The organism is Rhodopseudomonas palustris, from assembly GCF_034479375.1.
In the GTDB taxonomy this organism is placed as follows: domain Bacteria; phylum Pseudomonadota; class Alphaproteobacteria; order Rhizobiales; family Xanthobacteraceae; genus Rhodopseudomonas; species Rhodopseudomonas palustris_M.
On the sequence record NZ_CP140155.1, the window covers coordinates 4,037,044 to 4,063,795 of the forward strand.

General features: G+C 67.1%; 28 protein-coding genes. 14 read left to right on the forward strand and 14 right to left on the reverse strand.

From position 1 onward, the window contains the following. Window positions 1–9 precede the first annotated feature (9 nt). From pyrF to dnaK, 5 genes are all read right to left on the reverse strand, one after another. Window positions 10–717 carry an orotidine-5'-phosphate decarboxylase gene (gene pyrF / locus SR870_RS18195; protein ID WP_322514933.1) on the reverse strand — a complete coding sequence of 236 codons (708 nt, stop codon included), beginning with the start codon at window positions 715–717 and terminating at the stop codon, window positions 10–12. A 6-nt stretch (window positions 718–723) separates the two neighbouring features. Beyond that, entirely contained in the window at window positions 724–1,305 is a 582-nt protein-coding gene (locus SR870_RS18200; protein ID WP_322514934.1) for an NAD(P)H-dependent oxidoreductase, read from the reverse strand. Window positions 1,306–1,448: 143 nt separating this feature from the next. Next, complete coding sequence (locus tag SR870_RS18205) at window positions 1,449–2,051, reverse strand: class I SAM-dependent methyltransferase (RefSeq protein WP_322514935.1); 603 nt, start codon at window positions 2,049–2,051, stop codon at window positions 1,449–1,451. A gap of 92 nt (window positions 2,052–2,143) precedes the next feature. After that, on the reverse strand, window positions 2,144–3,280 hold the full coding sequence (dnaJ, locus tag SR870_RS18210) for a molecular chaperone DnaJ (RefSeq protein WP_322514936.1): 1,137 nt from the start codon (window positions 3,278–3,280) through the stop codon (window positions 2,144–2,146). 140 nt (window positions 3,281–3,420) lie between these two features. After that, window positions 3,421–5,322: a molecular chaperone DnaK gene (gene dnaK, locus SR870_RS18215; protein WP_322514937.1), complete on the reverse strand. Its 1,902-nt coding sequence runs from the start codon at window positions 5,320–5,322 to the stop codon at window positions 3,421–3,423. A gap of 395 nt (window positions 5,323–5,717) precedes the next feature. On the opposite strand from dnaK, the gene SR870_RS18220 reads away from it, so the two are divergent. Beyond that, entirely contained in the window at window positions 5,718–6,656 is a 939-nt protein-coding gene (locus SR870_RS18220) for a hypothetical protein (protein ID WP_322514938.1), read from the forward strand. On the opposite strand, the gene grpE is transcribed toward SR870_RS18220, so the two are convergent. Both grpE and hrcA read right to left on the reverse strand, forming a co-directional pair. Further along, the gene (gene grpE / locus SR870_RS18225) at window positions 6,657–7,277 is read right to left on the reverse strand and encodes a nucleotide exchange factor GrpE (protein WP_322514939.1); all 621 of its coding nucleotides are present in this window, start codon (window positions 7,275–7,277) and stop codon (window positions 6,657–6,659) included. It lies immediately after the preceding gene. Between the two features lie 196 nt (window positions 7,278–7,473). Further along, the gene (gene hrcA, locus SR870_RS18230) at window positions 7,474–8,562 is read right to left on the reverse strand and encodes a heat-inducible transcriptional repressor HrcA (protein ID WP_322514940.1); all 1,089 of its coding nucleotides are present in this window, start codon (window positions 8,560–8,562) and stop codon (window positions 7,474–7,476) included. A gap of 178 nt (window positions 8,563–8,740) precedes the next feature. On the opposite strand from hrcA, the gene rph reads away from it, so the two are divergent. From rph to hemW, 3 genes are read left to right on the forward strand one after another with little or no spacing between them, the layout of a single operon-like run. After that, complete coding sequence (rph, locus tag SR870_RS18235; protein WP_322514941.1) at window positions 8,741–9,454, forward strand: ribonuclease PH; 714 nt, start codon at window positions 8,741–8,743, stop codon at window positions 9,452–9,454. Between the two features lie 51 nt (window positions 9,455–9,505). Then, entirely contained in the window at window positions 9,506–10,138 is a 633-nt protein-coding gene (rdgB, locus tag SR870_RS18240; RefSeq protein ID WP_322514942.1) for an RdgB/HAM1 family non-canonical purine NTP pyrophosphatase, read from the forward strand. Then, window positions 10,128–11,300 carry a radical SAM family heme chaperone HemW gene (gene hemW, locus SR870_RS18245; RefSeq protein ID WP_322514943.1) on the forward strand — a complete coding sequence of 391 codons (1,173 nt, stop codon included), beginning with the start codon at window positions 10,128–10,130 and terminating at the stop codon, window positions 11,298–11,300. Before rdgB ends, hemW begins: the two co-directional genes overlap by 11 nt. A 108-nt stretch (window positions 11,301–11,408) precedes the next feature. On the opposite strand, the gene SR870_RS18250 is transcribed toward hemW, so the two are convergent. Beyond that, entirely contained in the window at window positions 11,409–12,608 is a 1,200-nt protein-coding gene (locus SR870_RS18250; protein WP_322514944.1) for a penicillin-binding protein activator, read from the reverse strand. Window positions 12,609–12,796: 188 nt separating this feature from the next. On the opposite strand from SR870_RS18250, the gene rsmI reads away from it, so the two are divergent. From rsmI to SR870_RS18300, 10 genes are all read left to right on the forward strand, one after another. Beyond that, window positions 12,797–13,750 carry a 16S rRNA (cytidine(1402)-2'-O)-methyltransferase gene (gene rsmI / locus SR870_RS18255; protein WP_322514945.1) on the forward strand — a complete coding sequence of 318 codons (954 nt, stop codon included), beginning with the start codon at window positions 12,797–12,799 and terminating at the stop codon, window positions 13,748–13,750. Further along, window positions 13,737–14,132, forward strand: coding sequence for a YraN family protein (locus tag SR870_RS18260; protein ID WP_322514946.1), 396 nt, complete (start codon window positions 13,737–13,739; stop codon window positions 14,130–14,132). Before rsmI ends, SR870_RS18260 begins: the two co-directional genes overlap by 14 nt. A 70-nt stretch (window positions 14,133–14,202) precedes the next feature. Continuing rightward, window positions 14,203–15,144, forward strand: a complete 942-nt coding sequence (gene gshB / locus SR870_RS18265) for a glutathione synthase (RefSeq protein ID WP_322514947.1) — start codon at window positions 14,203–14,205, stop codon at window positions 15,142–15,144. A gap of 105 nt (window positions 15,145–15,249) precedes the next feature. Continuing rightward, window positions 15,250–15,978: a LuxR family transcriptional regulator gene (locus SR870_RS18270; protein WP_322514948.1), complete on the forward strand. Its 729-nt coding sequence runs from the start codon at window positions 15,250–15,252 to the stop codon at window positions 15,976–15,978. Window positions 15,979–16,055: 77 nt separating this feature from the next. After that, entirely contained in the window at window positions 16,056–16,712 is a 657-nt protein-coding gene (locus SR870_RS18275) for an acyl-homoserine-lactone synthase (protein ID WP_322514949.1), read from the forward strand. Continuing rightward, complete coding sequence (locus SR870_RS18280; protein WP_322514950.1) at window positions 16,709–16,933, forward strand: hypothetical protein; 225 nt, start codon at window positions 16,709–16,711, stop codon at window positions 16,931–16,933. Before SR870_RS18275 ends, SR870_RS18280 begins: the two co-directional genes overlap by 4 nt. Before the next feature lie 91 nt (window positions 16,934–17,024). Beyond that, window positions 17,025–18,563 (forward strand): YifB family Mg chelatase-like AAA ATPase, encoded by a 1,539-nt coding sequence (locus tag SR870_RS18285; RefSeq protein ID WP_322514951.1) that lies wholly within the window; start codon window positions 17,025–17,027, stop codon window positions 18,561–18,563. Between the two features lie 118 nt (window positions 18,564–18,681). Then, window positions 18,682–19,167 (forward strand): hypothetical protein, encoded by a 486-nt coding sequence (locus SR870_RS18290; protein WP_322514952.1) that lies wholly within the window; start codon window positions 18,682–18,684, stop codon window positions 19,165–19,167. A gap of 112 nt (window positions 19,168–19,279) precedes the next feature. Beyond that, a complete protein-coding gene (locus tag SR870_RS18295; RefSeq protein ID WP_322518302.1) occupies window positions 19,280–21,232 on the forward strand; it encodes an ATP-binding protein in 1,953 nt (650 codons plus the stop codon). A gap of 160 nt (window positions 21,233–21,392) precedes the next feature. Next, window positions 21,393–22,352 (forward strand): GNAT family N-acetyltransferase, encoded by a 960-nt coding sequence (locus SR870_RS18300; protein WP_322514953.1) that lies wholly within the window; start codon window positions 21,393–21,395, stop codon window positions 22,350–22,352. A gap of 126 nt (window positions 22,353–22,478) precedes the next feature. Here the strand turns inward: SR870_RS18300 and coaA are convergent, their stop codons facing one another. The 6 genes from coaA to SR870_RS18330 all read right to left on the reverse strand — a co-directional run bounded on the left by coaA (window position 22,479) and on the right by SR870_RS18330 (window position 26,750). After that, window positions 22,479–23,435: a type I pantothenate kinase gene (coaA, locus tag SR870_RS18305; protein WP_322514954.1), complete on the reverse strand. Its 957-nt coding sequence runs from the start codon at window positions 23,433–23,435 to the stop codon at window positions 22,479–22,481. Between the two features lie 98 nt (window positions 23,436–23,533). Then, window positions 23,534–23,857, reverse strand: a complete 324-nt coding sequence (locus SR870_RS18310; protein ID WP_322514955.1) for a phosphoribosyl-ATP diphosphatase — start codon at window positions 23,855–23,857, stop codon at window positions 23,534–23,536. A gap of 55 nt (window positions 23,858–23,912) precedes the next feature. Further along, window positions 23,913–24,680, reverse strand: coding sequence for an imidazole glycerol phosphate synthase subunit HisF (gene hisF / locus SR870_RS18315; protein WP_322514956.1), 768 nt, complete (start codon window positions 24,678–24,680; stop codon window positions 23,913–23,915). 9 nt (window positions 24,681–24,689) lie between these two features. Further along, window positions 24,690–25,427 (reverse strand): 1-(5-phosphoribosyl)-5-[(5-phosphoribosylamino)methylideneamino]imidazole-4-carboxamide isomerase, encoded by a 738-nt coding sequence (gene hisA, locus SR870_RS18320; RefSeq protein WP_322514957.1) that lies wholly within the window; start codon window positions 25,425–25,427, stop codon window positions 24,690–24,692. A 157-nt stretch (window positions 25,428–25,584) separates the two neighbouring features. Then, complete coding sequence (hisH, locus tag SR870_RS18325; RefSeq protein WP_322514958.1) at window positions 25,585–26,235, reverse strand: imidazole glycerol phosphate synthase subunit HisH; 651 nt, start codon at window positions 26,233–26,235, stop codon at window positions 25,585–25,587. Then, on the reverse strand, window positions 26,232–26,750 hold the full coding sequence (locus SR870_RS18330) for a DUF2628 domain-containing protein (protein ID WP_322514959.1): 519 nt from the start codon (window positions 26,748–26,750) through the stop codon (window positions 26,232–26,234). The genes hisH and SR870_RS18330 overlap by 4 nt, the downstream gene beginning before the upstream one ends. Between the last annotated feature and the right edge of the window lie 2 nt (window positions 26,751–26,752).

Here is a 26,752-nt window from a genome sequence, read left to right on the forward strand (position 1 = left end):
CCCTGTCGGTTATTTCGCTTGCGCGATCTCGGCGACGATCGCATCCGCCGCCTGCTTCGGGTCCGCGGCGTCCATCACCGGGCGGCCGACCACCAGATGACTGGCGCCGGCGGCGATCGCCCGCGCCGGGGTCATGATCCGCTTCTGGTCACCCGCGGCCGCGCCGGCGGGCCTGATCCCCGGCGTCACCAGCGCCATCTTCGTCCCGATGATGCCGCGCAGATGAGCCGCTTCCTCGGGCGAGCACACCAGGCCGTCGACGCCGATCGCCAGCGCCTGCCGCGCGCGCGCCTCGACCAGGTCGCGCACGCCGAGCGCGTAGCCGGCGTCGGCGAGATCGCGATCGTCATAGGAGGTCAGCACGGTGACGGCGAGGATCTTCAGCCCCGACGCGCCGCGCGCCTCGACCGCGGCTCTCATCGTTTGCGGATAGGCATGCACGGTGAGGAAGGTGGCGCCGAGCGAGCTCAGACTCTCGACGCCGCGCGCCACGGTGTTGCCGATGTCGTGCAGCTTGAGATCGACGAACACCTTCTTGCCGGCATCGACGAGCTTCGGCACCAGCGCGAGCCCGCCGGCATAAGCGAGCTGATAACCGATCTTGTAGAAGCCGACGCTGTCGCCGAGCTTCTCGATCATCGCGGTGGCGGCGTCGACGCCGGGCACGTCCAATGCAACGATCAGCCGGTCGCGATCGGCGGGGTCGGCTTGCGCCATGACCTGTTACCTCATCATCTGTTGGGCGAAGTCGATCAATTGCCGGACCATCGCCTGCAGCGCGGCGGCGTCGGCGGGGAGTTTCAGCCGGTCGCTGTCGTCATAGGCCTGATGGGCGAACGACAGCGCGAGCTGATTGGGAATCACCGGCGCGCGGCAGCCGGACAGGATCAGGCGCAACGCGGCGAGGCAGCGCGCGCCGCCGAGCTTGCCTTCGGAGGCCGAGGCGAGAGCGAAGACGCGCTCGCGAAACACCTGACCTTGGGTCTCGTGCGGGTCCTGGACCCGCGATACCCAGTCGATCGCGTTCTTCAGCAGCGCCGGTGGCGCCGAATTGTATTCCGGGCTGACGATCAGCACGCCGTGATGCGCACCGATCATCCGCTTCAGATTGATGGCGTTGACCGGCACGCCGGACTTGGCTTCGAAGTCGCCATCGTAAATCGGCAGCGGAAAATCGGCGAGCGACAGCCGGGTGACGTCGACGTCGGCGCGGGCGAATTCATGCATGGCGGCGGCGGCCAGCCGCACATTGTGCGAGCCGGTTCGCAGCGAGCCGGGAATGACGAGAATCTTCACCGCTGACATGATGCCGATCTCCTGCCGACAAGCGCGACCATGGCCGCGCCCTGTTTAGCGAAGTTGTCGGGCGAAGGAACGCCGGAATTTCCGGGAGCGTCGGCATCTGTGGGAAAGCCGCTTGCCCGAGGGACAGCGGCACGGCGGGCGGCTCAGCCCTTGCGATAGACCCAGACCCGGGCGGGCGGGATGTTCATCCAGATCCGCTCCGAGGCCTCGGTGGCGACGCCCGGCAGCGATTTCGGAATTGGCGGCGCCACCGAATAGGTGAGCTGCACGAAAGGCGCGCCGGGTTCGAGCAGATTGAAGGAATCGCGGATCAGCTTCATCCGGGTCAGCATCGGCTTGGTGACCAGCGGAAGCCCCGACACCACCGCGGTGGCCGGCTCGGGCAGCACGTCCCACAGCGTATCGCGCAGCCGATAGGCATCGCCCTGAACGATCGTCGCTTGCGGATAGCGTTCGCGCAGCAAGGCGCAGAAGCTCGGATTGTATTCGACGAGCACCAGGCGCTTCTGATCGACGCCGTGCTCGACCAGCGCATTGGTGATTGCGCCGGTGCCGGGCCCCAGTTCGATCACGGGTCCGGTGGAGTCGATGTCGACATATTGCGCCATCGTCCGGGCCAGCAACTTGCCCGACGGCATCACCGCACCCATGTGCAGCGGCTTTTCGATCCAGGAACGTAGGAAGCGAACCTCGTCATCCAGACGTGGCTGCTTCTTCAACGCGCGAACCGTGGACTGCAAAGCCATTCCGCTACCAAACCGGGAGGTATATTGGCCCAGTGTCAAATTATTGTTACATCACAAGTATAGGGCACTCCCAGGCGGGTCAAGTTAGACGCTTAGGGAGTGTTCGCGCGGGAGCCGAAGAAGTCCTTGACCTTGGAGAAGAAACCCGCGGCCTCGGGTTGGGTTGCACCCGACGATAATTTTTCGAACTCCGCCAGCAGCTCCTGCTGCTTCTTGGTGAGATTCTGCGGCGTTTCCACGGCAACCTGGACATACATGTCGCCGACCTGACGCGACCGCAGCACTGGCATGCCTTTTCCCGCAATGCGGAATCGCCGGCCGGTCTGGGTGCCTGACGGCACCTTCACCTTGGTCTTGCCGCGTTCGATCGTCGGCACCTCGAATTCACCGCCCAGCGCCGCCGTCACCATCGAAATCGGCACCCGGCAATGCAGATCGGCGCCATCGCGCTGGAAGATGGCGTGCGAGGCGAGCGACAGGAAGATGTAGAGATCGCCCGGCGGCCCGCCACGGAGGCCGGCCTCGCCTTCGCCGGCGAGACGGATGCGGGTGCCGTCCTCGACGCCCTGCGGAATGTTGACGGACAAGGTGCGCTCGCGCGTGACGCGGCCGGAGCCGGAGCAGGACGGACACGGATCCTCGATGATCTGGCCGCGGCCCTGGCAGCTCGGGCAGGTCCGCTCCAGCGTAAAGAACCCCTGGGCCTGACGGACGCGGCCGGCGCCGCCGCAGGTCGAGCAGGTTTTCGGCTTGGTGCCGGCCTTGGCGCCGATGCCGGAGCAGGACTCGCAAGTGACCGAGACCGGGATCTCGATCTGCGCGGTCTTGCCCTTGTAGGCGTCCTCGAGGGTGATCTCCATGTTGTATCGCAGATCGGCGCCGCGTTCGCGGCCGGTGCCGCGCCCGCGCTGTCCGGCCATGCCGAACAGGTCTTCGAAGATATCGGAGAACGACGAGGCGAAGCCGGCGCCGAAGCCGGGACCGCCGCCCATGCCCTGCTCGAAGGCGGCATGACCGTAACGGTCGTAGGCGGCGCGCTTGTCGCCGTCCTTTAGGATTTCGTAGGCTTCGTTGATTTCCTTGAACCTGACTTCGCTCGACGCATCGCCCGGATTGCGATCCGGATGCCATTTCATCGCGAGCTTGCGGAAAGCGCTTTTGAGCGTCGATTCGTCGGCGCTACGCTCGACTTCAAGGGTTTCGTAGTAGCAACGCTTGGTGGTGGACATCCGTCAAACCTGCTCGATCCAATTGACCCTCGAGGGAACGTGCATGCTTCATGCCGTCCCAGGCCCAACGAAAGCAACCCCCACCTGAAGTCCGCACGCGCGTTCGTCAGATGGGGGTTACATTATCCGTCAAGAGGTCCTTAGGCTGACTTCTTGTTGTTCTTGTCGTCGTCGACTTCGGTGAAGTCGGCGTCGACGATGTCGTCCTTGGCGGCGTGCTTGGCCGCGTCGGACTCCGCCTGCTGCGTGTACATCGCTTCGCCGAGCTTCATTGAGGCCTGCGCCAGCGTGTTGGTCTTGGTCTTGATCGCCTCGGCATCGTCGCTCTTGAGCGACTCGCGCAGATCGCTGAGTGCGTCCTCGATGGCGCGGCGCTCCGGCTCCGCGACCTTCGAACCGTGCTCGGCCAGCGCCTTCTCGGTGGAATGCACCAGCGCATCGGCATGGTTCTTGGCGTCGACCGCTTCGCGGCGGCGCTTGTCCTCGGCGGCGTTGGCTTCGGCGTCCTTGACCATCTTGTCGATGTCGGAATCCGACAGACCGCCCGACGCCTGGATGCGGATCTGCTGCTCCTTGCCGGTCGCCTTATCCTTGGCCGAGACGTTGACGATGCCGTTGGCGTCGATGTCGAACGTCACCTCGATCTGCGGCATGCCGCGCGGCGCGGGCGGAATCCCCATCAGGTCGAACTGGCCGAGGATCTTGTTGTCGGCCGCCATTTCGCGCTCGCCCTGGAAGACCCGGATGGTGACCGCGTTCTGATTGTCCTCCGCGGTCGAGAACACCTGGCTCTTCTTGGTCGGGATCGTGGTGTTGCGCTCGATGATCCGGGTGAACACGCCACCCAGCGTCTCGATGCCCAGCGACAGCGGGGTGACGTCGAGCAGCAGCACGTCCTTGACGTCGCCCTGCAGCACGCCGGCCTGAATCGCGGCGCCGATCGCCACCACTTCGTCAGGGTTGACGCCCTTGTGCGGCTCCTTGCCGAACAACTGCTTCACCACTTCCTGGACCTTCGGCATGCGGGTCATGCCGCCGACCAGCACCACTTCGCCGATCTCGCCGGCGGTGAGGCCGGCATCCTTCAGCGCCTTGCGGCAAGGTTCAATCGTCTTCTGCACCAGATCGTCGACCAGCGCTTCGAACTTGGCGCGGGTCAGCTTCATGGTCAGATGCTTCGGACCGGACTGGTCCGCGGTGATGAACGGCAGGTTGATCTCTGTCTGGGTGGTCGACGACAGCTCGATCTTGGCCTTCTCGGCGGCTTCCTTGAGCCGCTGCAGCGCCAGCTTGTCGTTGCGCAGGTTGATGCCCTGCTCCTTCTGGAATTCGTCGGCGAGGTAGCTGACCAGACGCATGTCGAAGTCTTCACCGCCGAGGAAGGTGTCGCCATTGGTTGACTTCACTTCGAACACGCCGTCGCCGATCTCCAGGATCGAGACGTCGAAGGTGCCGCCGCCGAGGTCGTAGACCGCGATGGTGCCGGCCTTGGTCTTGTCGAGGCCGTAGGCCAGCGCAGCCGCGGTCGGCTCGTTGATGATGCGCAACACTTCGAGGCCGGCGATCTTGCCGGCGTCCTTGGTGGCCTGACGCTGGGCGTCGTTGAAGTAAGCGGGGACGGTGATCACCGCCTGATCGACCTTCTGGCCGAGATGCGCTTCCGCGGTCTCCTTCATCTTCTGCAGAATGAAGGCGGAAACCTGCGAGGGCGAATAGGTCTGGCCGTCGGCCTCGACCCAGGCGTCGCCATTGGAGGCTTTGACGATCTTGTAGGGAACGAGCTTCTTGTCCTTCTCGACCATCGGGTCGTCGTAGCGACGGCCGACGAGGCGCTTCACGGCGAAGAAGGTGCGCTCGGGATTGGTGACGGCCTGGCGCTTGGCGGGCTGACCGACCAGCCGCTCTCCGTCGTCGCTGAATGCGACGATCGAGGGGGTCGTGCGCATGCCCTCTGCGTTCTCAATGACCTTGGAATTCTTGCCGTCCATGACGGCGACGCACGAATTGGTGGTGCCGAGATCGATCCCGATGACCTTTCCCATGGTGCTCATATCCTTCTTTTTGCGGCGAGTCGGGCGGGCCCTGACGGCGCACCAGCCCCAACCCCCAAATATCAAATGCTCGCGATTGTGCGGCGGTGAGCCTCATATAGGAGGGGGGGTGGGGGCTGCAAGGACTGGCGGACGGCCTCGCCTACGAAAACATCGGCTTTGATGAATCTCAGTGGTCTCCGACGCGCCGCCGGGGGCGATCGTTTTGCAGCACGGCAAAAGGGTCCGCTTGCGGCCGGTCGTCCCAGTGTGCGGTTGCGCCTTGACCGGACGTCAGGACGTGATCAGGTGCCCTTCGGCCGTCGCATCTTCGACCCTGCGATGGCCCCACGGGCAGCCGCCCCCGACCATCGAACGGCCTCAATGCGACTTCAGTAGAGCCATCCATGAGACAGATAGCGCGCCTCCTCGCCTTTGCCCTGGTGCTTGCCGCGACGCCCGCAGCCGCCGAGACCATCTATCCGCGCGGCATCCGCGTCGGCCTCACACCGATGCCGGGAATGACCGAGTCGAAGGCCTTCCTCGGCTTCGAATCCGCCGGCCACGGCGTCAAGGTGCTGCTGGCCGAATTGCCTGGTCCGGCCTTCGGCGAGGTCGAGGCGGCCTTCAAGGCGGTGCCGGAAGGCGCGATGGGCAAGGTGAAACCCGAGAGCCTGGAGACCGCCGCCGGCACCGCCTACTACACGGCCGAGGAAGGCGTCGTCGGCGCCGACAAGGTCCGTCGCTACTCGCTGATCGTGTCGGGCAGCAAGGCGTTCTCCGGCTATGTGGCGGTGCAGGTCGCCGACAGCGAGGCCAAGACCTACTCGGACGAGGCCGTGAAGAAGATGCTGAGCTCCGTCTCGGTGCGGCAGCAGGTGCCGGTCGAGGAGCAGGTCGCGCAGATGCCGTTCGACATCCGCGAATTGAGCGACTTCAAGACCGTGCGCACGCTGGCGCCCGGCGCCGCGCTGCTGCTCGCCGACGGCAACGAGGACACCGGCATCGAAGGCGCGCCGTTCATGGTGCTGGGCCTGATCGGCTCGGTGCCGGAACAGACCGACGATCGCGCACGCTTCGCCCAGCAGGCCGCCGCCACCATTCCGGGTCTGCGCGATGCGAAGATCACCAACTCCGAACCGATGCGGATCGACGGCTCGCCGGGCTTCGAGACCCGGATCGACGCCGTCAGCGGCAAGGACAACACCCCCGTGACCGTGGTGCAGTGGCTGCGGTTCGGCAACGCCAGCGTGGCGATGCGGGTGATCGGCAGCTCGCCGCGCGACCGCTGGTCCGACGCGTTTCCGCGTTTCCGCAAGGTGCGCGACGGGCTGAAGGCGCGCTGATCAGGCGCTGGTGTCGGTGCCGTTGGCCGCCGCGGGAGCCTGCTTCGCGCCGCCCTTCGAAACGCCGACCAGCGCCGGGCGCAGCACGCGCTCGCCGATCATGAAACCGGCCTGCACCACCTGCACCACGGTGCCGGCGGGCACCGACGGATCCGGAACTTCGTACATCGCCTGCTGGAAGTTCGGATCGAACTTCTCGCCCTGCGGATCGAACTTCCGGACGCCATTCTTTTCCAGCGCGTTGATCAGCGACCGCTCGGTGAGTTCGACGCCCTCGATCAGTCCCTTGAGCCCGGCATCCGCATTGGCACGAGCTTCGGCCGGCACGGCGTCGAGCGCGCGCTGCAGATTGTCGGCGATCTCGAGCACGTCGCGGGCGAAAGCCGAGACGCCGTAGGTCCGCGCATCGGCGACTTCCTTCTGAGTCCGGCGACGCAGATTCTCCATTTCGGCCAGCGTGCGCAGCATCTTGTCGCGCGCCTCGGCGGCTTCCTTGACGAGCGCTTCGTTCGCACCTTCTTCCGGGTCGTCCGGCATGATGTACGGCTTGGAAACCACCGGATCGGCGGCTGCCTGCGCCTCGTCCTGGTTGTGGTCCTTCGGTCCGTTGGAATCGGTCATCACGCTACCTTCTGAGAGAAAAGTCTGGATCGGTCGGGAATGGGCTGGCCGGGATATCGTGGTTTGCGCCATGAAAATCAAGCTTGGCGGCCGGCATACGGTCTCGAAAACGGGTCCCGGTTTTCGCAGAAGGATCATGCCCGATCAGAAAGACTGGAGCCGATCGCAGTCCGACGACAGGCCCTTGCCCTGAGCGTCAGCCGCCCAGCATCTGGCTGACGATACGCGCGGTGTAGTCGACCATCGGGATCACCCGCGCGTAGTTCAGCCGGGTCGGACCGATCACGCCCAGCACGCCGACGATGTGGCCGGCGCCGTCGCTGTAGGGCGCAATGATGGTCGAGGAGCCGGACAGCGAGAACAGCTTGTTCTCCGAGCCGATGAAGATCCTCACGCCCTCGGCGCTCTCGGCGCGCCCGAGCAGATCGACGACCCCGCGCTTGGTTTCGAGATCGTCGAACAGCCGCCGGACCCGTTCGAGATCTTCCAGCGCGTGCAGATCCCCCAGCAGATTGGCGTGGCCGCGCACGATCAGCTGGCGATCCTCGCCGTCGCCGCCCGACCAGCTCGCGATTCCGGCCGAGATCACCTTCTGGGTGAGCTGATCGAGCTCGGTGCGATCCTGCGACAGCATGGTTTCCAGTTCGAGCCGCGATTCGGCCAGCGTCCGGCCGCGGATCCGGGCGTTGAGGAAGTTCGACGCCTCGGTCAGCGCCGACGACGGCACGCCGGGCGGCAATGCCAGCACGCGATTTTCGACCTGGCCGTCTTCGGCCACCAGGATCACCAGTGCGCGCTCCGGCTCCAGCCGGACGAATTCGATATGCTTGAGCCGGACGTTGGATTTGGCGGTCAGCACCACCGCGGCCGCCCGCGTCAGGCCGGACAGCCGGGTCAGCGCTTCGCCGAGCGCGGCCTCGACGGTCTGTGCCCGCCCGACGGACGAGAGCTGCGCCTGGATCGACTGCCGCTCCGGCTCGGTCAGGTCGCCGACCTGCATCAGCGCATCGACGAAGAAGCGCAGGCCGAGTTCGGTCGGCAGCCGGCCGGCCGAGGTGTGCGGCGCGTAGATCAGGCCGAGCTGCTCCAGATCGGCCATGACGTTGCGCACCGAGGCCGGCGACAGCGGCATCGAAATCAGCCGCGAGATATTGCGCGAGCCCACCGGCTCCCCGGTCGCGAGGTAGCTTTCGACGATCTGCCGAAAGATATCCCGCGAGCGCTCGTTGAGCTGCGCCAGTCCGGTATTGGGCGCGATCAGGCCGATCGGTTCATGATGAGCCAACTTGTCCTCCGTTGCCCTTCTAATCTGTCGTCGCCGGCGTCAGGTTACAAGTCGGGAGGTTGTCCATGCCAGTAACCGCTTTGGGCCACCGCTTCGGGCCACCGCCCTTGCCGCTGCGGCGCTCCGCCCCTAAAAGCAGCCCGGATCGCCATTTCCCGAAATTGACGGAGGATTTCCCATGCGGCCAAGCCGCCGTGCGCCCGATGAATTGCGCGCCGTTTCGCTGGAGCGAGGCGTCGTGAAATACGCCGAAGGCTCCTGCCTGGTTAAATTCGGCGACACCCATGTGCTGGTGACGGCGACCCTCGAAGAACGGCTGCCGCCATGGTTGAAGGGCCAGGGCCGCGGCTGGGTGACGGCCGAATACGGCATGCTGCCCCGCGCCACGCTGGAACGCACCCGGCGCGAGGCCGCGGCCGGCAAGCAGAACGGCCGCACCGTCGAGATCCAGCGCCTGATCGGCCGCTCGCTGCGCACCATCGTCGACCTGCAGGCGCTCGGCGAGCGCCAGATCACGGTCGATTGCGATGTGCTGCAGGCCGACGGCGGCACAAGGACCGCCTCGATCACCGGTGCCTGGGTGGCGCTGGCCGACTGCCTCGCCTGGATGAAGACCCGCAACATGCTCAAGGGAAATGTGATGCGCGACAACGTCGCCGCGATCTCCTGCGGCATCTACAATGGCACGCCGGTGCTCGATCTCGACTACGCCGAGGATTCCGAGGCCGAGACTGATGCCAACTTCGTCATGACCGGTGACGGCCGGATCGTCGAGGTGCAGGGCACCGCCGAGAAGACCCCGTTCTCGCAGGACGAGTTCCTGGCGCTGATGGCGCTGGCGCAGAAAGGCGTGGCGCGGCTGGTCGAGCTGCAGAAAATGGCGGTGGCGTGAGTCATTCTTGCCACCCATTCGCGGCCGCTCCTGAGCTACGCTAGCGCTGCCATGCACCGACGAATCAGCGGCCAGCTCGTGATCGCGACCCACAATCCCGGCAAGCTCGCCGAGATGCGGGAACTGCTGGCCCCTTACGGGATCGCGGCGGTGTCGGCTGGCGAGCTGGGCCTCGGCGAGCCCGAGGAGACTGGCGACAGCTTCCGCGCCAATGCCCGCATCAAGGCGGAGGCCGCCGCGCAGGCGGCGCAACTGCCTGCATTCGCTGATGATTCTGGCCTAGCCGTCGATGCGCTCGACGGCGCGCCGGGAATCTTGTCGGCGCGCTGGGCCGGCGAGGGCAAGGACTTCAACGCCGCGATGGCCCGGATCGAGCGGCTGCTGCAGGAGCGCGGCGCCACGGTGCCGGCGCAGCGCGGCGCGCATTTCGTCTCGGCGCTGTGCGTCGCCTGGCCGGACGGCCACGTCGAAGAGGTCGAGGCGCGCGCCGACGGCACGCTGGTCTGGCCGCCGCGCGGCAGTGCCGGCTTCGGCTACGACCCGATCTTCCTGCCGGACGGCCATGATCGCACCTTCGGCGAAATGACCAGCATCGAGAAGCACGGCCTGCCGCCGCTCGGGCTAGGCCTGTCGCACCGCGCCCGCGCCTTCGTCAAACTGGCGGAGATCTGCCTTGCGCGCTGATCCGGATCGCGCCTTCGGCGTCCAAGCCTTTGGTGTCTACGTGCACTGGCCGTTCTGCCTGTCGAAGTGCCCGTATTGCGACTTCAACAGCCACGTCCGCCACGCCGCGATCGACGAGGACCGCTTCGCCCGCGCCTTCGCGCGTGAGATCGAGACCACCGCTCAACGGACCGGTCCGCGCGACGTAACCTCGATCTTTCTCGGCGGCGGCACGCCGTCGCTGATGCAGCCCTCGACCGTCGGGGCGATCCTGGATGCGATCGGCAAGCACTGGCGCGTCGCGCCGGACGTCGAAGTGAGCCTCGAAGCCAACCCGACCAGCGTCGAGGCGACGCGGTTTCGCGGCTATCGCGCAGCCGGCGTCAACCGCGTCTCGCTCGGCGTGCAGGCGCTCGACGACGCCTCGCTGAAGACGCTCGGCCGGCTGCACACCGCGCAGGAAGCGATGGATGCAGTCGCGATCGCCCGCTCGGCCTTCGACCGCTACTCGTTCGACCTGATCTATGCGCGCCCGGGCCAGACTCCGGCGATGTGGGAGGCCGAGCTGCGCCGCGCGATCGGCGAAGCCGCCGAACATCTGTCGCTGTATCAACTCACCATCGAAGCCGAGACGCCGTTCTTCGCACTGCATCGCGCCGGCAAATTGCAGACGCCGGACGAGTCCGCTTCGCGGGCGCTCTATGACGTGACGCAATCGGTCTGCGCCGAGCTCGGACTACCCGCTTACGAGATCTCCAACCACGCCCGCCCGGGCGCCGAGTGCAAGCATAATCTCGTGTACTGGCGCGGCCAGGAATATGCCGGGATCGGCCCCGGCGCGCATGGCCGCCTCGACATCGGCGGCACGCGCTACGCGGTCGCCACCGAAAAGCGGCCGGAGAGCTGGCTGATGCGGGTCGAGGCCAGCGGACACGGCGTGATCACCGACGACCGGCTCAACAGCGAAGAGCGCGCCGACGAATTTCTGCTGATGGGGCTGCGGCTCGCCGAAGGCATCGATCCGCGGCGCTATCAGGCGCTCGCGGGACGCTCGCTCGACCCATCGCGGATCGCCGTGCTGCGCGAGGAAGGCGCCATCATTGTCGACGCCGACGGAAGGCTGCGCGTGACGCAGGCGGGATTCCCGGTGCTCGACGCGGTGGTGGCGGATCTGGCGGCGTGAAGTCGTCGTTCCGGGGAGCGCCGCAAGGCGCGAACCCGGAATCTCAGTTCTCATCACCGCGGGATTCCGGGCTCGCCGCTGCGCGGCGCCCCGGAGTGACCGGCTGAACTAAGCCCCGAAACTTTTCGGCGAGCCGGCCACCGGCTGGCCGCCGCCGGTGGCGACGCGCATCACGGCGAGGCCGCGTTCGTTGCTGCCGTCGGCGCGGAAGCGGAACAGGCCGTCGATGCCGGCGAAACCCGACGGACTGGTCAGCACGGCGGACGAGAACCGCTGCGGGCCTTGCGTGCGCGCCAGCGCGGCGACGAGCGCCACCGCGTCGTAGGCCAGCGTCGCGGTGCGCACCGGCTCCTGGCCGAAACGGGTGCGATAGCGAGCGGAGAAACTGCGGAAGCCGGACGGATCGGGCGCGGCGTAGAGCCCGCCCTGCAACGCCGGCGTTGCGAACACCCGCGGATTGTCCCACAGCCCGGTGCCGAGCAATTGCACGCGGCGCAGATCGGCGCCCGCGGCGGTCAGCGCGTCGCTGACGCTCGCCAGCGCGTCGCCGTCATCGGCCAGCAGCAGCGAGTCGGCGCCGGACAGCGCCTGCGCGATGGTCCGGGCCGGGCCGGCACGGTCGGCGCCGTATTTCTCGAACGCGGCGATGCGGCCGCCTTTGGTCCCGACCATCTGCTTGAAGGCGGCCTCGACCACGCCGCCATAGGCGTTATCGGGCAGCAGCGCCGCATAAGAGCGTTTGCCGACGCTCGACGCATAGCCGATGATCCGGTTGACGTCGGACTCCGGCAGGAAGCTCAGCAGATACACGCCGCGGCCTGCGACGCTCGAATCGGTCGAGAACGCGATCATCGAGACGCCGCGGGCGCGGGTGAGTTGAGCCGCGGCCGGCACCGATTGCGCGAACAGCGGGCCGAGAATGATCTCGGCGCCTTCATCGAGCGCCTGCTGGGTCGCGGCCTGCGCGCCCTGCGGATTACCGGCGTCGTCTTTCAGCAGCAACTGGACGTCGGGATTATTGAACTCGGCGAGCGCCATCTCGGCGGCGTTCTTCATCGACTGCGCGGCGACGCCGGCATTGCCGGGCGCCGACAGCGGCAGCACCAGACCGACCTTGACCCGGCCGCTACCGACCGATTGCGACTGCGGCGCGGCCTCCGGTGCGTTCGGCTGCTGGCCGAACTGGCTGGAGAGAGTCTGCTGCGTCCCCGAACAGGCGGCAAGCAACGGCGCGCCGAGGATCAGGCCGACCGCCGTCCGGCGGGTCGTTCGCATAGACTTCGTGTTTGGATCGCGCAGTTCCGCCATGACATCTCTTGCAGGGGACCGGCGACGCCGGTCCGGATTTCCGGTAGTTCAGTTCTGGTCCACCGATGTTCGACGGACATCCCATCATAACGTCGGCGAATGATTAACCAAAACAAAAGGTTTATGCTGGCCATCAGGCCGGGAGAATGTGCTGTCCGGTACTCCGCCTTTTCTCCTAGATTGTGACCATGCGCGCAAAATCGGCCAGCTCAGCAGTTCCTGTGTCCGCCTCCGAGCCCGAAGCCCGGACATTTCTGGTCGCGGGCCAGACAGTGATCGCGCGGCGCGCCACGCCCGGGCTGCATCTGGTCGCGACGCCGATCGGCAATCTCGGCGACATCACCTTGCGTGCGCTGGAAACATTGGCCGGTGTCGATGTCATCGCCTGCGAAGACACCCGAATCACACATCGGCTGACCGAACGATACGGCATCTCGGCGCAGCTGAAACCCTATCACGAACACAACGCCGCGCAGGCGCGTCCGAAGATTCTGGAAAAGCTCGCGCAAGGCGGCTCGGTCGCGCTCGTTTCCGACGCCGGTACACCGCTGATCTCCGACCCAGGCTACAAGCTGGTGCGCGAAGCGTACGACGCCGGACACGATGTGATCGCACTACCCGGCGCCTCGGCTGTGCTGGCCGCACTGGCGCTGGCCGCGTTGCCGACCGATCGCTTCTTCTTCGACGGCTTCCTGCCGGCGAAGCAGGGCGCGCGCCGCAGCCGGTTGAGCGAGCTGGCGACGATCGACGCGACGCTGGTGCTGTTCGAGGCCGGCAGCCGGATTCACAACAGCCTGCGCGATCTCGCCGACGTGCTGGGCAATCGTGACGCTGCAGTGTGCCGCGAACTCACCAAGCTGCATCAGGAGGTGCGCCGCGCGCCGCTGGCGGTGCTGGCCGAAACCGCCGAGACGCTCGACACCCGCGGCGAATTCGTCGTGGTGATCGGCCCGCCGGATCCGAAAGCGCAAGCGATTACGCAGGATGCGCTCGACGACTGGCTGCGCGACGCGTTGCAGCGCGACAGCGTCAAGGATGCGGTGGCGCAGGCGGTCGAGATCTCGGGTCGCCCGCGCCGCGAGATCTACGCCCGCGCGCTCGAATTGTCGCGACAACGCGAGGCCGGCGATGACGAAGACTAGGAACCCGTCGGCTCCGCCCGCGCCGGAACGCGTCGCCGCATTCCAGACCGGCATTTCGGCCGAAACACGCGCGGCCGCGTATCTGATGGCGAAGGGCTACCGGATCCTGGCGCGGCGGTTCAAGACGCCGTATGGCGAGATCGACATCGTGGCGCAGCGGCGCAAGCTGATCGCCTTCGTCGAGGTCAAGGCGCGCGCCCGGCTCGACGATGCCGCCTATGCGGTGACGCCGCGGCAGCAGCAGCGCATCATCGCCGCGGCCGAAGCCTGGCTGGCGGCCCACCCCGACCACACCGCATTCGAGCTGAGGTTCGACGCGATGCTGGTGGCGCCGAAGCGGCTGCCGCAGCATCTGGCGGCCGCGTTCGACGCAAGCCCATGACCGCCAAATCCTTGACCGCCGCTGCCGATCGGCCGATAGCCCTCTTTGCTCACAACCCCGGAAGTCCTGCATGACATTGAAGGTCGCCGTCCAGATGGACCCCATCGCGCGGATCAACATCCGCGGCGATTCGACATTCGCGCTGCTGCTCGAGGCGCAGAAGCGCGGCCACGCGATCTCGTACTTCACCCCCGACAAACTCTCGCTGCGCGGCAACGACGTCATAGCCTCCGTGCAGAGCCTGAGCGTGCGCGATCAGGAGGGCGATCACTTCACGCTGGGCGAGCCCGAACGCATCGACATGCGCAGCTTCGATGCGGTGCTGCTGCGCCAGGACCCGCCGTTCGACCTCGCTTACATCACCAGCACGCATCTGCTGGAGCGGATCCATCCGCACACGCTGGTGGTCAACGATCCGGCGAGCGTCCGCAACGCGCCGGAGAAATTGTTCGTGATGGATTTCGCCGAACTGATGCCGCCGACGCTGATCAGCCGCAACCTCGACGAGATCAATTCGTTTCGCGCCGAGCACGGCGCGGTGGTGATGAAGCCGCTGCACGGCCATGGCGGCGCGGCGGTGTTTCGCGTGCTGCCGCAGGACATCAATTTCGGCTCGCTCTACGACATGTTCGCCGTCACCTTCCGCGAGCCCTGGGTGATCCAGCGCTTCCTCCCCGAGGTGAAGCACGGCGACAAGCGCATCATCCTGGTCGACGGCGAGTTCGCCGGCGCCGTCAACCGGGTGCCGGCGGCGGACGACCTGCGTTCCAACATGGTGCGCGGCGGCGCCGCGGCGGCGACCGATCTGTCGGAACGCGAGCGCACGATCTGCGCGACGCTCGGCCCGAAGCTACGCGAGCGCGGGCTGTTGTTCGTCGGAATCGACGTGATCGACGGTTACCTCACCGAGATCAACGTCACCTCGCCGACCGGCATCCGCGCCGTGGCGCGGCTCGGAGGCCCGGATATCGCGGCGCGGGTCTGGGACGTGATTGAGCAAAAGCGGTCATAAGCGGCGCGAGCGCCGCGCCGGTATTTGACGTTAGTCTCGGTCGTCCCCTCTTGCTAGTTCGCCGACGCCGCTCCAGAAGTAACGGGTGCAGGCGGAGCATCGGCGATGTTGGCAGGCGAGAGTCATCTGTGGGGGCGGCGTGCGCTGGAGTTCGTCGATGCTGCAGACCGGCTCGACGGCCCGTCGCTGGTTCGTCAGTTCGAGGCCCACATCGCCAGCGCCGGCTTCACCGCCTACATCATGGCCGGGCTGCCTTCACCCGGCGCCGGGCTCGCCGACCTGACGCTGGCCAATGGCTGGCCCCGCGGCTGGTTCGAACTCTATGTCGGCCGTAACTACATGGCGGTCGATCCCGTGCCCCGCCACGGCGCCACCACGGTACAGCCGTTCGAATGGTCGGAAGCGTCCTACGATCGCAAGCAGGATCCGGCCGCGCACAAGGTGATGACCGACGCGACGGAATTCGGCCTGGTCCGCGGCTACTGCATTCCACTGCACTACGACGACGGCGGCGCCGTGATCAGCATGGCCGGCGAATCGCCCGACTTCGACGCCACGGCGAAGAGCGCGATGCAGCTGATCGGCGTCTATGCCCATAACCGGCTCCGGTCGCTCAACCGGCCCAGGCCGCAGCGCCGGCTTCTGACCTCTCGCGAATGCGAGATCCTGTCGTGGGCGGCGCAGGGCAAGACGGCGTGGGAGATCTCGATGATCCTCCGCATCGCCGAACGAACCGTGAAGTTCCACCTCAGCGAAGCGTCCAGAAAGCTCAATGCGGTCAACCGCACGGCTGCCGTCGCCAAGGCAATGGCGCTCGGACTGATCAGGCTGTGACCTGTCCGTTCGGACAGTAGGCCGCCCTCCACCGCCGCGTCACTCTCCCCCCGGGCATTGCAACGGGGGAGAGGAAAATGGACGTTCACGTCGTGCGCCGCGAGAACCGCAAGCTCTACGCGGATCTGATCGAGCGGCAGTTCCGCATTCGCCACCAGATCTATGTCGTCGAGCGAAAGTGGACCGCACTCGAACGGCCCGACGGTCGAGAGATCGATCAGTTCGACACCGACGACACCGTGTATCTGCTCGGCTTGCAGCATGGCGAGATCGTCGCCGGCATGCGGATGGTGCCGACCGTCTCGCCGACGCTGCTGAGCGACATCTTCCCGCAGCTCGCGCTGGATCCTCCGGTGCGCCGCCCCGACGTCTACGAATTGTCGCGGATCTTCGTCGTCCCGAACAGGCGCGGCGAGCACGCCGGCCCGCGGGCCGAGGCGGTGATCCAGGCCGCCGCCATGGAATACGGCCTCGCCATCGGTCTGTCCGCCTTCACCATCGTGCTGGAGACCTGGTGGCTGCCGCGGCTGCTCGATCAGGGTTGGCGCGCGCGGCCGCTCGGACTGCCGCAGGACATCGCCGGCATGTCGACCACCGCGGTGCTGGTCGATGTCGACGACGACGCGTGGCTCGAGATCTGCGCGCGCCGGTCGGTCCCCGGCCCGGCCCTGCAGTGGCGGGGCCTCGACAACGTCGACCGCAATCCCCTCCCGAATACCATGGAGCTGTCATGAGCACTCAATCCACCCCACGCTCCAATCCGCCCGTCGCGGCCGAAACCAGCCCCCGCGCCCGATCCGTGTCGATCGACACGCTGGCGACGACGATCAACCGCGCCATCGAACAGGCCGAGGAGTTGCGTATCCCGTCCGCAGTGCAGTTGCTGATGATGGCGCGGCTCGAGGTCGACCTGACCGAGATCGCTCTCGAAACCGGGATGAAGAAATCGGCGTGAGGCGGGCGCCGGTCGCAGGGGAACTTTGTTCTTCTAATGTTCTTGCGACCCCCTGGAAACCGCGTTAACCTTCGGATCGCAGGGGGGCGTCATGGTTCAGCATGTGTCCACGGTGGCTTTCGAAGGCATCGATGCGCGCGCGGTCGATGTTCAGGTCCAGGTCTCACCCGGGCTGCCCGCCTTCGCCGTCGTCGGCCTCGCCGACAAGGCGGTGTCGGAAGCCCGCGAGCGGGTTCGCTCGGCGCTGATCGCCTCGGGCCTGGCGCTGCCGGCACGGCGCATCACGGTCAATCTCGCGCCCGCCGATCTGCCGAAGGAAGGCAGTCACTACGACCTGCCGATCGCGCTCGGGCTGATGGCAGCGATCGGCGCCATCCCCGGCGACGCGCTGGCGGGATTCACCGTGCTCGGCGAACTCGGCCTCGATGGCTCGATCGCGCCGGTGGCGGGCGTGCTGCCCGCCGCGATCGCTGCCAACGCCCGCGACGAGGGGCTGATCTGCCCGGCCGCCTGCGGCTCCGAGGCCGCCTGGGCCAGCCCCGACATCCAGATCATCGCGGCCCGTTCGCTGATCCAGATCGCCAACCATTTCAAAGGGACGCAGCTTCTCAGCCGGCCGCAGCCGCGGGTCCACGAGGCCGAGAGTTCGGCCCTCGACCTGCGCGACATCAAGGGCCAGGAGAGCGCCAAGCGCGCCCTGGAGATCGCCGCCGCGGGCGGTCATCATCTGCTGATGGTGGGGTCGCCCGGCGCCGGCAAATCGATGCTGGCGGCGCGGCTACCGTCGATCCTGCCGCCACTGTCGCCAGCCGAATTGCTCGAGGTCTCGATGATCGCCTCGGTCGCCGGCGAGATCCGCGACGGCGCGCTGACGGCGAAACGCCCGTTCCGCGCGCCGCATCATTCGGCCAGCATGGCGGCGCTGACCGGCGGCGGCATCAAGGCGCGGCCCGGCGAGATTTCGCTGGCGCATCAGGGCGTGCTGTTCCTCGACGAACTACCCGAGTTCGATCCGCGGGTGCTGGACTCGCTGCGGGCGCCGCTCGAGACCGGCGAAGTCGCGGTGTCGCGCGCCAATCACCGCGTCACCTATCCGGCGCGCGTGATGCTGGTGGCGGCGATGAATCCGTGCCGTTGCGGCCGGGCCTACGAGCCGGGCTACGCCTGCAAGCGCGGGCGGGTCGAGCGCTGCAGCGCGGACTATCAGTCGCGGATTTCCGGGCCGCTGCTGGATCGCATCGATCTGCGGATCGAGGTGCCCGCGGTCACCGCCGCCGATCTGATCCTGCCGCCGGCGGCGGAAGGCTCCGCCGAGGTGGCGGCGCGCGTCGCGGCCGCGCGCGACGTGCAGCGCGAACGATACGCCGCGATTGGGCTGCCGCAATTCCGCACCAATGCCGAGGCGCCGGCCGCCGCGCTGGAGACCACCGCCCAGCCGGATTCCGCCGGGCTGAAGCTGCTGCGCGACGCCGCCGAAACGATGCGGCTGTCGGCACGCGGCTATCATCGCGTGCTGCGCGTCGCGCGGACCCTCGCCGATCTCGACGGCGCCGAGCAGATCGGCCGGCTGCATCTCGCCGAGGCTCTGTCCTATCGCGCGCTGGGCGAGGACATCCGACGTGCCGCCTGACTTGCGCCGCATGATGGTGAATCGTCCGAAGATCCCGTCAACTCGCTGGTAACGAGTTTCGTTTACCATCTGCGAACCATAGTTCTGCGTATCAGAGCTGGCGTTGCGGGTGCATGTGATGTTGCGTGTCCGAGTTCTGGCCTCCACACTTCCGCTCGTGGCCCTGGGCCTGTTCGTCCGCGGCGAACTGATCGCCGGCCCGCAGCCCTGCATCGCCGTCGGTGATCGGGCGGTGCAGATCGCGCCCGCGCTGGAGCGAGCCGATATTCATGTCGCTTTCACCGACGATCCGGCGCGCGCCACCGTCCGGGTCCAGATCGTCGATAGTCCCGATGCCGCCGACTTCACCGTCACCGACGGCGCGATCACCGACGAGCCCGGCGGCTGCGCGCTGGCGCCGGAAACAAGACTGGTGGCGATCGCAGCGAACCCGGCGGCGACCGATCCGCTGATCTATCTCTCGCATGACGACAGCGGCGGGACCGACTACCGGATCTTCGTCCGCGCCGGGCGCTTTACCGCACGTGACGCGGCAGCGCTGCTGGTCGGCGCCTCCGACCGGCACGCGCCGATCACCACGGCCTCGATCGGAAGCCGGTCTTAAGTTTCGGTCAACCCTGTCGGCAGAGCGCATCGCAACCATCGCGCGTCTCAAGCTGTTTGCAACGTCGAGTGCCGATGCTGGCGACGCCGGCATGGTCGATCGGGTTGGGCGGATGAAGCGGTGGTTGCGGTTCAGGTCGAGACGGCGCGCCTTCGCCAGCCGATTTCCGCGGCTTGTGCTTGCGCTGCGCTGGAGCATGATATTTCTGGCGGCGTTCGGCGGCGCCTATGGTTTCGTCGTCGGTAGCCGCGCCGAGTCCTCCGGCTACAACCCGCACGCCTTCGCGATCGGCGCCAGCTTCCTGTTCGCGCTGGCCTGCCTCGGTCTCGCCGTCCAGAGCATGCGGTTGCGCTGGATGCGCCGGCGCCTGCAGGCGCTGGAACGGCACAACGAGGCGCTGGCGGATCGCAACTGGGAGCTGAAGGACGCCGAGGAACGCGCCCGCGTTCTGCTCGACAGCCATGGCGAACTGATCGCCCGGCGCGACGATTCCGACGCGACGACGCGTGCGAAGTCGCGGCTGCTGGCGATGGCGTCGCACGAGATCCGCACACCGCTGAACGGCATCATCGGGATGAGCGGCCTGCTGCTCGACACCGCGCTGACGCCCGAGCAGGCGACCTACGCCCGCGCGGTGAAGACCTCCGGCGACGCGCTGGCGGCGCTGATCGACGAACTGCTCGACCACTCCCGGATCGAGGCCGGCAGGTTCGAGCTCGACAACCGGCCGTTCGCCCTGACCGCCCTGATCGAGGACATCGTCGAACTGCTGGCGCCGCGGGCGCAGGCGGGCGCGCTCGAGATCGCGGCCGATATCGATGACCGGTTGCCTGCGCGGGTGGTCGGCGACGCCGCGCGCCTGCGCCAGGTGCTGCTCAATCTCGCCGGCAACGCGATCAAATTCACCTCCGTCGGCGGCGTCGTGCTGACCGTCGAGCCTGGCGAGCGCGACGGCGAGATCAGCTTTGCGGTGCGCGATACAGGGATCGGCATCGCGCCGGAGGCCCGGGCACGGATCTTCCGCGAGTTCGAACAGGCCGACGACGGCATCGCCCGCAGCTATGGCGGCACAGGGCTGGGGCTGAATATCAGCCAGCGGATCGTCGAGCGGATGGGCGGACGGATCGCCCTGGACAGCCAGCCGGGCAGAGGCTCCACCTTCACGGTCTCGATCCCGCTCGCGGCAGCAAAGGACGCCGACGCGTCCCCTGCGATCCAGCCGCCCGACCTTGCCGGCCAGTCGATCATGATCGCAGCGCCACAGACCATCGAGGCGACGTTGGTCGCCCAACGGCTGCAGCGCTGGGGCGCACAGGTCCGCGCCGTGTCCGAAATTTCTGCTGCACGCGCGACACTGCCGGAGCGCGTCTGGTCGACGATCCTGATCGATGCCGGCTTCGGCGCCGAGGCGGCCGAAACGCTGGCGCTGAGCGCCGCGCCCCATGCGGCGCAACGCATCGTGATGCTGACGCCCGCCGCGCGGTCCGAGTTGCTGCCCGATCTGCCGGCGGCGTTCACCGGCTATCTGGTCAAGCCGCTGCGCGCGGCGTCGCTGTCGGCACGGCTGGCCGGAACGCTGATCGACACCGTCGCGCCGGGGATCGCGGATGGCGATCCCCCGGAGGCCGCCGCATCGGATGCGACTGCGCAGGTCGGCCACCGGCTCTCCGTTCTGGTCGCGGAAGACAACGAGATCAACGCGCTGCTGATCCGCTCGCTGCTGGCCAAGCTCGGCCATCGCGTGGTGGTGGCCGGCGATGGCGAGCAGGCGCTGCAGAGTTGGCTCGCGGCCGACGCCGAGGGCGCGCCGTTCGATCTGGTGCTGATGGATCTGCAGATGCCGGGGCGCGACGGCATCGCCACGAGCCGGCAGATTCGCGCGCACGAGGCAACACGCCCGGCGCCGCGCACGCCGATCCTGGCGCTGACCGCAAATACGCTCGCCGAGGACCGCGATGCCTGCCTGGCGGCGGGCATGGACGGCTTCCTGGTCAAACCGCTCGACCGCGACAGTCTGGTCGCTGTGCTCGATCAGGCCGTCACGGCGAAGGCCGAAAACGCTTAGTCGAGGCATGCCGTTACCGGGCGCTGCCCCGGGCTACAAACTTCGGAGAGGTGTCACGCAGCGGCAATCGTCGTGTCACATCGCTGTTGAAACGCCGTGATTGTTGATGCGCACAGGCCGCGCATCACCCGATTCGGTTGCATGCGGTCGCGAGGATCACATGCAGACCGACCATCTCGCCCGCTCGAAGAAATTCATCAAATTGCTGCGGCCGGACATGGCCAACGCTGCGGCGCAGACCGCGATCACCTGGTTCAAGCCTGCGCTGAAGATCGCCGATCACGGCAGGCCGATCGCGCAACCGGCGCTGACGCCGGCGACGCTCGGCCGGCTCGGCGCGCTGGAAGTCCGGCTGGCGCAGAAGAAGCAGGATATCAAGCGCGCGCAGAAGCTGCGCTACCGCGTGTTCTATCAGGATGGCACCGCGATCGCCGACGCCGCCACGCTGCTGGCGCGTCGCGACAAGGATGCCTTCGACCGCATTTGCGATCATCTGATGGTGATCGACCATGCCGCCAAGCCGTCGCTCAGCGGCAAGCAGCCGGTGGTCGGCACCTATCGGCTGCTGCGCCAGGAGATTGCCGACCGTCATGGCGGCTTCTACACCGAGAGCGAATTCGACATCGGCGGCATGATCGCGCGCCATCCCGGCTTGCGCTTCCTCGAGCTCGGCCGGTCCTGCGTGCTGCCGCCCTACCGCAACAAGCGCACCGTCGAATTGTTGTGGCACGGCATCTGGAGCTATGTCCGCCAGCACGGCGTCGACGTGATGATCGGCTGCGCCTCCTTCGACGGCACCGATCCGGAGCGTTTGGCGCTGCCGCTGTCGTTCCTGCATCACTACGCGTCCGCACCGGAGGCGTGGCGCGCCCGCGCCAACCCGTCGCGCTATGTCGAGATGAACCGGATGCCGAAGGAGGCGGTCAATCAGAAGGCCGCGCTGCGCGAGCTGCCCCCGCTGATCAAGGGTTATCTGCGGCTCGGCGCCACGATCGGCGAGGGCGCGGTGATCGACCACCAGTTCGGCACCACCGACGTGCTGATCATCATGCCGGTTTCGGCGATCAGCGCCCGCTACATCGAGCATTTCGGCGCGGATGCGTCGCGGCACGCGGCTTAGTATCACAACTATGCGTCATTGCCGGGCTTGCCCCGGCAATCCATCCTCTTCACGAGAGTCCGTCGATGACGCGCTTCGCGCGTGATGGATCCGCGGGTCAAGCCCGCGGATGACGGGTGGCGGCGACTACAACCGCCGCAAGGCCACGGAATCCACGACGTGATCGGCGCCCTTTTTCAGGATCAGCGTCGCGCGCGGCCGGGTCGGCAGGATGTTGTCCTCGAGATTGGCCAAGTTGGTCCGCTCCCAGATCGCGATCGCGGTCGCGGTGGCTTCTTCATCGGACAGCGGCGCGTAGCGGTGGAAGTACGATCGCGGATCGTGAAACGCGGTGTCGCGCAGCGCCAGGAATCGCCTGATGTACCAGTCGCGCAGCACCGGCTCGTCGGCGTCGATATACACCGAGAAGTCGAAGAAGTCGGACACCACCGGCACCGCCTTGCCGTCGCGCGGCAGCCGGCCGGTTTGCAGCACGTTGACGCCTTCGACGATCAGGATGTCCGGCCGATCCACCACCGCGAATTTGTTCGGCACGATATCGTAGGTGAGATGCGAGTAGATCGGCGCGCGGACCTTGCGTCGGCCCGACTTGATATCGCTGAGAAACGCCAGCAGCGCCGGCAGATCGTAGCTTTCCGGAAAGCCCTTCTTCTGCATCAGCCCGGCGCGCTCCAGCACCGCGTTGGGATGCAGGAAGCCGTCGGTAGTGATCAGATCGACCTTCGGCCGCGGCGACCAGCGCGCCAAGAGCGCCTGCAGCACGCGCGCGGTGGTCGACTTGCCGACCGCGACCGAACCGGCGACGCCGATGATGTAGGGCATCTTGCGCTCGACCACGCCGAGGAAGCGGCGCTGCGCGTAGTACAGATGCTGCATCGCGCCGACATGGATCGACAGCAGCCGCGACATCGGCAGATAGATCTCCTCGACCTCGGAAAGGTCGAGCCGGTCGTGCAGCGAGCGCAGCGTCGAGACCTCGCCCGCGTCGAGCGTCATCGGCGTGTCCTGACGCAGATTGGCCCATTCCGACCGCGAGAACACCCGGTACGGGTTGTAGTGGTGCAGTTCCGACCTGGCATCCATCGCGTGGTCCTCGCCTTGTTCCGTTGCCGGCTTTTGTTGTTGTTGCGGCCGCTGCGGCCGAAGAAATTCTGTAACCGGTATCCGCTTCGCTCGACGCGCTATTCGCGCTTGCGCGAGGCCTTCTCTTCCAGCCCCGACATCGCCGTGCGCTGCCCCAGCGCCGTCTCGACCTCGTCGAGCGTCACGCCGCGCGCCTTGAGCAGCACCAGCATATGGAACATCACGTCGGCGGCTTCGGCAATCAGATGGTCGCGATCGTTCTCGACGGTCGCGATCACCAGCTCGACCGCCTCCTCGCCGAATTTCTTGGCGCAATGCTGCGCGCCCTTGTCGAGCAGCTTTTTGGTGTAGGACGCCTCGCCGCCCGCAGCCGCGCGGGCCTCGATGGTGGCTTCGAGATCGTGAAGGGTGAAACGGGCCATACGCCTACTCTGCCGGTTCTGCCGGTGCGAAACTACCGCGCCCGCCGGGATGAATCTAGGGATCGAGCCGCATCGGCAGCCCGCAGCGAACCATATGATCCTTGGCCTGAAGAATGGTGTACTCGCCGAAATGGAAGATCGACGCCGCCAGCACCGCCGTGGCGTGGCCTTCGCGGATGCCGTCGACCAGATGATCGAGATTGCCGACCCCGCCCGAGGCGATCACCGGGACCGGGATGCTGTCGGCGATCGCGCGGGTGAGCGGCAGGTCGAAGCCGGCGCGGGTGCCGTCGCGATCCATCGAGGTCAGCAGGATTTCGCCGGCGCCGAGCGAGACGACTTCCTGGGCGAACTCGATGGCGTCGATGCCGGTGCCGTTGCGGCCGCCATGGGTGAAGATCTCCCAGCGATCCCGGCCCGGCACGCGCTTGGCGTCGATCGCCACCACGATGCACTGGTCGCCGAACTTCTCGGCGGCTTCCTTGACGAATTCGCGCCGCGCCACCGCTGCCGAATTGATCGACACCTTGTCGGCGCCGCTTCGCAGCAGCGTCTTGATGTCGTCGACGGTGCGGACGCCGCCGCCGACCGTCACCGGCATGAAGCAGGCTTCCGCCGTCCGCCGCACCACGTCCAGCATGATGCCGCGGTTCTCATGGGTGGCGGTGATGTCGAGGAAGCACAATTCGTCGGCGCCGGCGGCGTCATAGGCGATCGCGGCTTCCACCGGATCGCCGGCGTCGCGCAGATCGACGAAATTGACGCCCTTGACGACGCGGCCGTCCTTGACGTCGAGGCAGGGAATGACGCGGACCTTGAACATCGCTCGTCCTCAAGCCGCCCTGGCGGCGCCGATCAGCGCCAGCGCTTCGGCCGGGTCGAGCCGGCCGTCATACAGCGCCCGGCCGGCGATCGCGCCTTCGAGTTTCTTCGCGCGCGGCGACAGCATCGTCCGGACGTCGTCGATCGAGGCGAGGCCGCCGGAGGCGATCACCGGGATCGAAATCGCCTCGGCGAGCGCGATGGTCGCATCCCAGTTGATGCCCTTGAGCAGGCCGTCGCGGGCGATGTCGGTGAAGATGATCGCGGCGACGCCGGCGTCCTCAAAACGCTGTGCGATCTCCAGCGCAGTGACCTGCGAGCTCTCCGCCCAGCCTTCGACCGCGACCTTGCCGTCACGCGCGTCGAGGCCGACCGCGACGCGGCCGGGGAAAGACTTCGCGGCTTCCTTGACCAGCGCCGGATCGCGCACCGCGGCGGTGCCGATGATGACGCGGGCGATGCCTTTGGACAGCCAGGCTTCGACCGTCGCGAGGTCGCGGATGCCGCCGCCGAGCTGGACCGGCATCGACACGACTTTCAGCATCGATTCCACGGCCTGGGCATTCATCGGCTTGCCGGCGAAGGCGCCGTCGAGATCGACCACGTGCAGATACTGAAAGCCCTGCGCCGCAAAGCTCTTCGCCTGCGCGGCCGGGTCGAGGTTGAACACGGTCGCGCGCGCCATGTCGCCCTGTTCGAGCCGCACGCACTGGCCGTTCTTGAGATCGATCGCGGGGAAGAGAATCATCGTCGGATCTCGCTCCCTTCCCCCTTGCGGGGGAGGGTTGGGGTGGGGGGTGAGCAACGAGCGCCGGACTCGCGGACCCCCACCCCCGACCCCTCCCCGCAAGGGGGAGGGGAGCAACGCAGTCGCGTGCTCCGGATGTGAGGCCGCATCGTCATGCTCACGGCTTCCACTTCAGAAAGTTCGAGATCAGCGCCAGACCGAAGCGCTGGCTTTTCTCGGGGTGAAACTGGGTGCCCAGCATGGTGTCGCGTCCCACCACGGCGGTGACCGGGCCGCCGTAATCGGCGCGCGCCAGCACGTCGGCTTCGCTTTGCGCGGCGAGGTGGAAGGAATGCACGAAGTAGGCGTGCAGGCCCTTGGGCCCGAGCGGCAGCCGCTCCAGCACCGGATGGTCCTGCATCACGTCGAGCGTATTCCAGCCCATATGCGGGATCTTCAGGTCGTCCTGGTTCGGCGCGATCTTGACGACGTCGCCGGGAATCCAGTCGAGCCCGTCGGTGGTGACGTGCTCCTTGCCGCGGGTCGCCATCAGCTGCATGCCGACGCAGATGCCGAAGAACGGCCGCGCCTTGACCCGCACCGTCTCGTTCAGCGCCTCGACCATGCCGTCGATCGCGTCGAGACCCTTGCGGCAATCGGCGAAAGCGCCGACGCCCGGTAGCACCACGCGATCGGAGCGAAACACCTGCTCCGGATCGCGGGTGACGATGATCTTCTCAGGGACTTCCATGCTCCGCGCGGCGCGCTCGAACGCCTTGGCGGCCGAGTGCAGATTACCGGAGCCGTAATCGACGATGGCGACGCTCATCGCGGCGATCCCGGGCGCGGGAACGAGCCGACGATATCGCCATAGATCGAGGACGACGGCATCGGCACGCTGCGGGTCGGCGGCGGCGCGCCGCGGTCGACCGGAAACGAAAAGCCCACAGGCGTCGACTGCCGGCTGGTCCAGCGGTCGAAGAAGCGGCGCTCGGCGCTGGGCAAATCGTCGCCGATCACGACGTCGAGCTGGCGCCAGCCCCGCCGCCTCAAGGTCCAGCGCCACAGGCTGGCGGCCTCGAGGCCGAGCAGCAGCGCCATCAGCAGCATCACGGCGAAGCGGGGACCGGCGCCGACGCGCAGCGCCGCCAGCGCAACCGTCATCGCCACAATCACCACCAGATAGCCGAGCAGCGCCAGCCAGAGCCGGCGCGTCAGCAGCCACAGCGGCCCGAACACGAACGCCCAGACATAGAACCCGTCGCGCACGAAAATGAAGCGCTCCGGCTTGGCGCCGCGATCGTCGTCGACCGACGGCGGCGCATGGACTGTGTAGACCGGCATTT

Coding starts and splice junctions, on each gene's coding strand:
- pyrF (WP_322514933.1), bottom strand. CDS start 717: ATGGCGCAAGCCGACCCCGCCGATCGCGACCGGCTGATCGTTGCATTG.
- SR870_RS18200 (WP_322514934.1), bottom strand. CDS start 1,305: ATGTCAGCGGTGAAGATTCTCGTCATTCCCGGCTCGCTGCGAACCGGC.
- SR870_RS18205 (WP_322514935.1), bottom strand. CDS start 2,051: ATGGCTTTGCAGTCCACGGTTCGCGCGTTGAAGAAGCAGCCACGTCTG.
- dnaJ (WP_322514936.1), bottom strand. CDS start 3,280: ATGTCCACCACCAAGCGTTGCTACTACGAAACCCTTGAAGTCGAGCGT.
- dnaK (WP_322514937.1), bottom strand. CDS start 5,322: ATGGGAAAGGTCATCGGGATCGATCTCGGCACCACCAATTCGTGCGTC.
- SR870_RS18220 (WP_322514938.1), top strand. CDS start 5,718: ATGAGACAGATAGCGCGCCTCCTCGCCTTTGCCCTGGTGCTTGCCGCG.
- grpE (WP_322514939.1), bottom strand. CDS start 7,277: ATGACCGATTCCAACGGACCGAAGGACCACAACCAGGACGAGGCGCAG.
- rph (WP_322514941.1), top strand. CDS start 8,741: ATGCGGCCAAGCCGCCGTGCGCCCGATGAATTGCGCGCCGTTTCGCTG.
- rdgB (WP_322514942.1), top strand. CDS start 9,506: ATGCACCGACGAATCAGCGGCCAGCTCGTGATCGCGACCCACAATCCC.
- SR870_RS18250 (WP_322514944.1), bottom strand. CDS start 12,608: ATGGCGGAACTGCGCGATCCAAACACGAAGTCTATGCGAACGACCCGC.
- rsmI (WP_322514945.1), top strand. CDS start 12,797: ATGCGCGCAAAATCGGCCAGCTCAGCAGTTCCTGTGTCCGCCTCCGAG.
- SR870_RS18260 (WP_322514946.1), top strand. CDS start 13,737: ATGACGAAGACTAGGAACCCGTCGGCTCCGCCCGCGCCGGAACGCGTC.
- gshB (WP_322514947.1), top strand. CDS start 14,203: ATGACATTGAAGGTCGCCGTCCAGATGGACCCCATCGCGCGGATCAAC.
- SR870_RS18270 (WP_322514948.1), top strand. CDS start 15,250: ATGTTGGCAGGCGAGAGTCATCTGTGGGGGCGGCGTGCGCTGGAGTTC.
- SR870_RS18275 (WP_322514949.1), top strand. CDS start 16,056: ATGGACGTTCACGTCGTGCGCCGCGAGAACCGCAAGCTCTACGCGGAT.
- SR870_RS18280 (WP_322514950.1), top strand. CDS start 16,709: ATGAGCACTCAATCCACCCCACGCTCCAATCCGCCCGTCGCGGCCGAA.
- SR870_RS18285 (WP_322514951.1), top strand. CDS start 17,025: ATGGTTCAGCATGTGTCCACGGTGGCTTTCGAAGGCATCGATGCGCGC.
- SR870_RS18290 (WP_322514952.1), top strand. CDS start 18,682: ATGTTGCGTGTCCGAGTTCTGGCCTCCACACTTCCGCTCGTGGCCCTG.
- SR870_RS18295 (WP_322518302.1), top strand. CDS start 19,280: ATGAAGCGGTGGTTGCGGTTCAGGTCGAGACGGCGCGCCTTCGCCAGC.
- SR870_RS18300 (WP_322514953.1), top strand. CDS start 21,393: ATGCAGACCGACCATCTCGCCCGCTCGAAGAAATTCATCAAATTGCTG.
- coaA (WP_322514954.1), bottom strand. CDS start 23,435: ATGGATGCCAGGTCGGAACTGCACCACTACAACCCGTACCGGGTGTTC.
- SR870_RS18310 (WP_322514955.1), bottom strand. CDS start 23,857: ATGGCCCGTTTCACCCTTCACGATCTCGAAGCCACCATCGAGGCCCGC.
- hisF (WP_322514956.1), bottom strand. CDS start 24,680: ATGTTCAAGGTCCGCGTCATTCCCTGCCTCGACGTCAAGGACGGCCGC.
- hisA (WP_322514957.1), bottom strand. CDS start 25,427: ATGATTCTCTTCCCCGCGATCGATCTCAAGAACGGCCAGTGCGTGCGG.
- hisH (WP_322514958.1), bottom strand. CDS start 26,235: ATGAGCGTCGCCATCGTCGATTACGGCTCCGGTAATCTGCACTCGGCC.
- SR870_RS18330 (WP_322514959.1), bottom strand. CDS start 26,750: ATGCCGGTCTACACAGTCCATGCGCCGCCGTCGGTCGACGACGATCGC.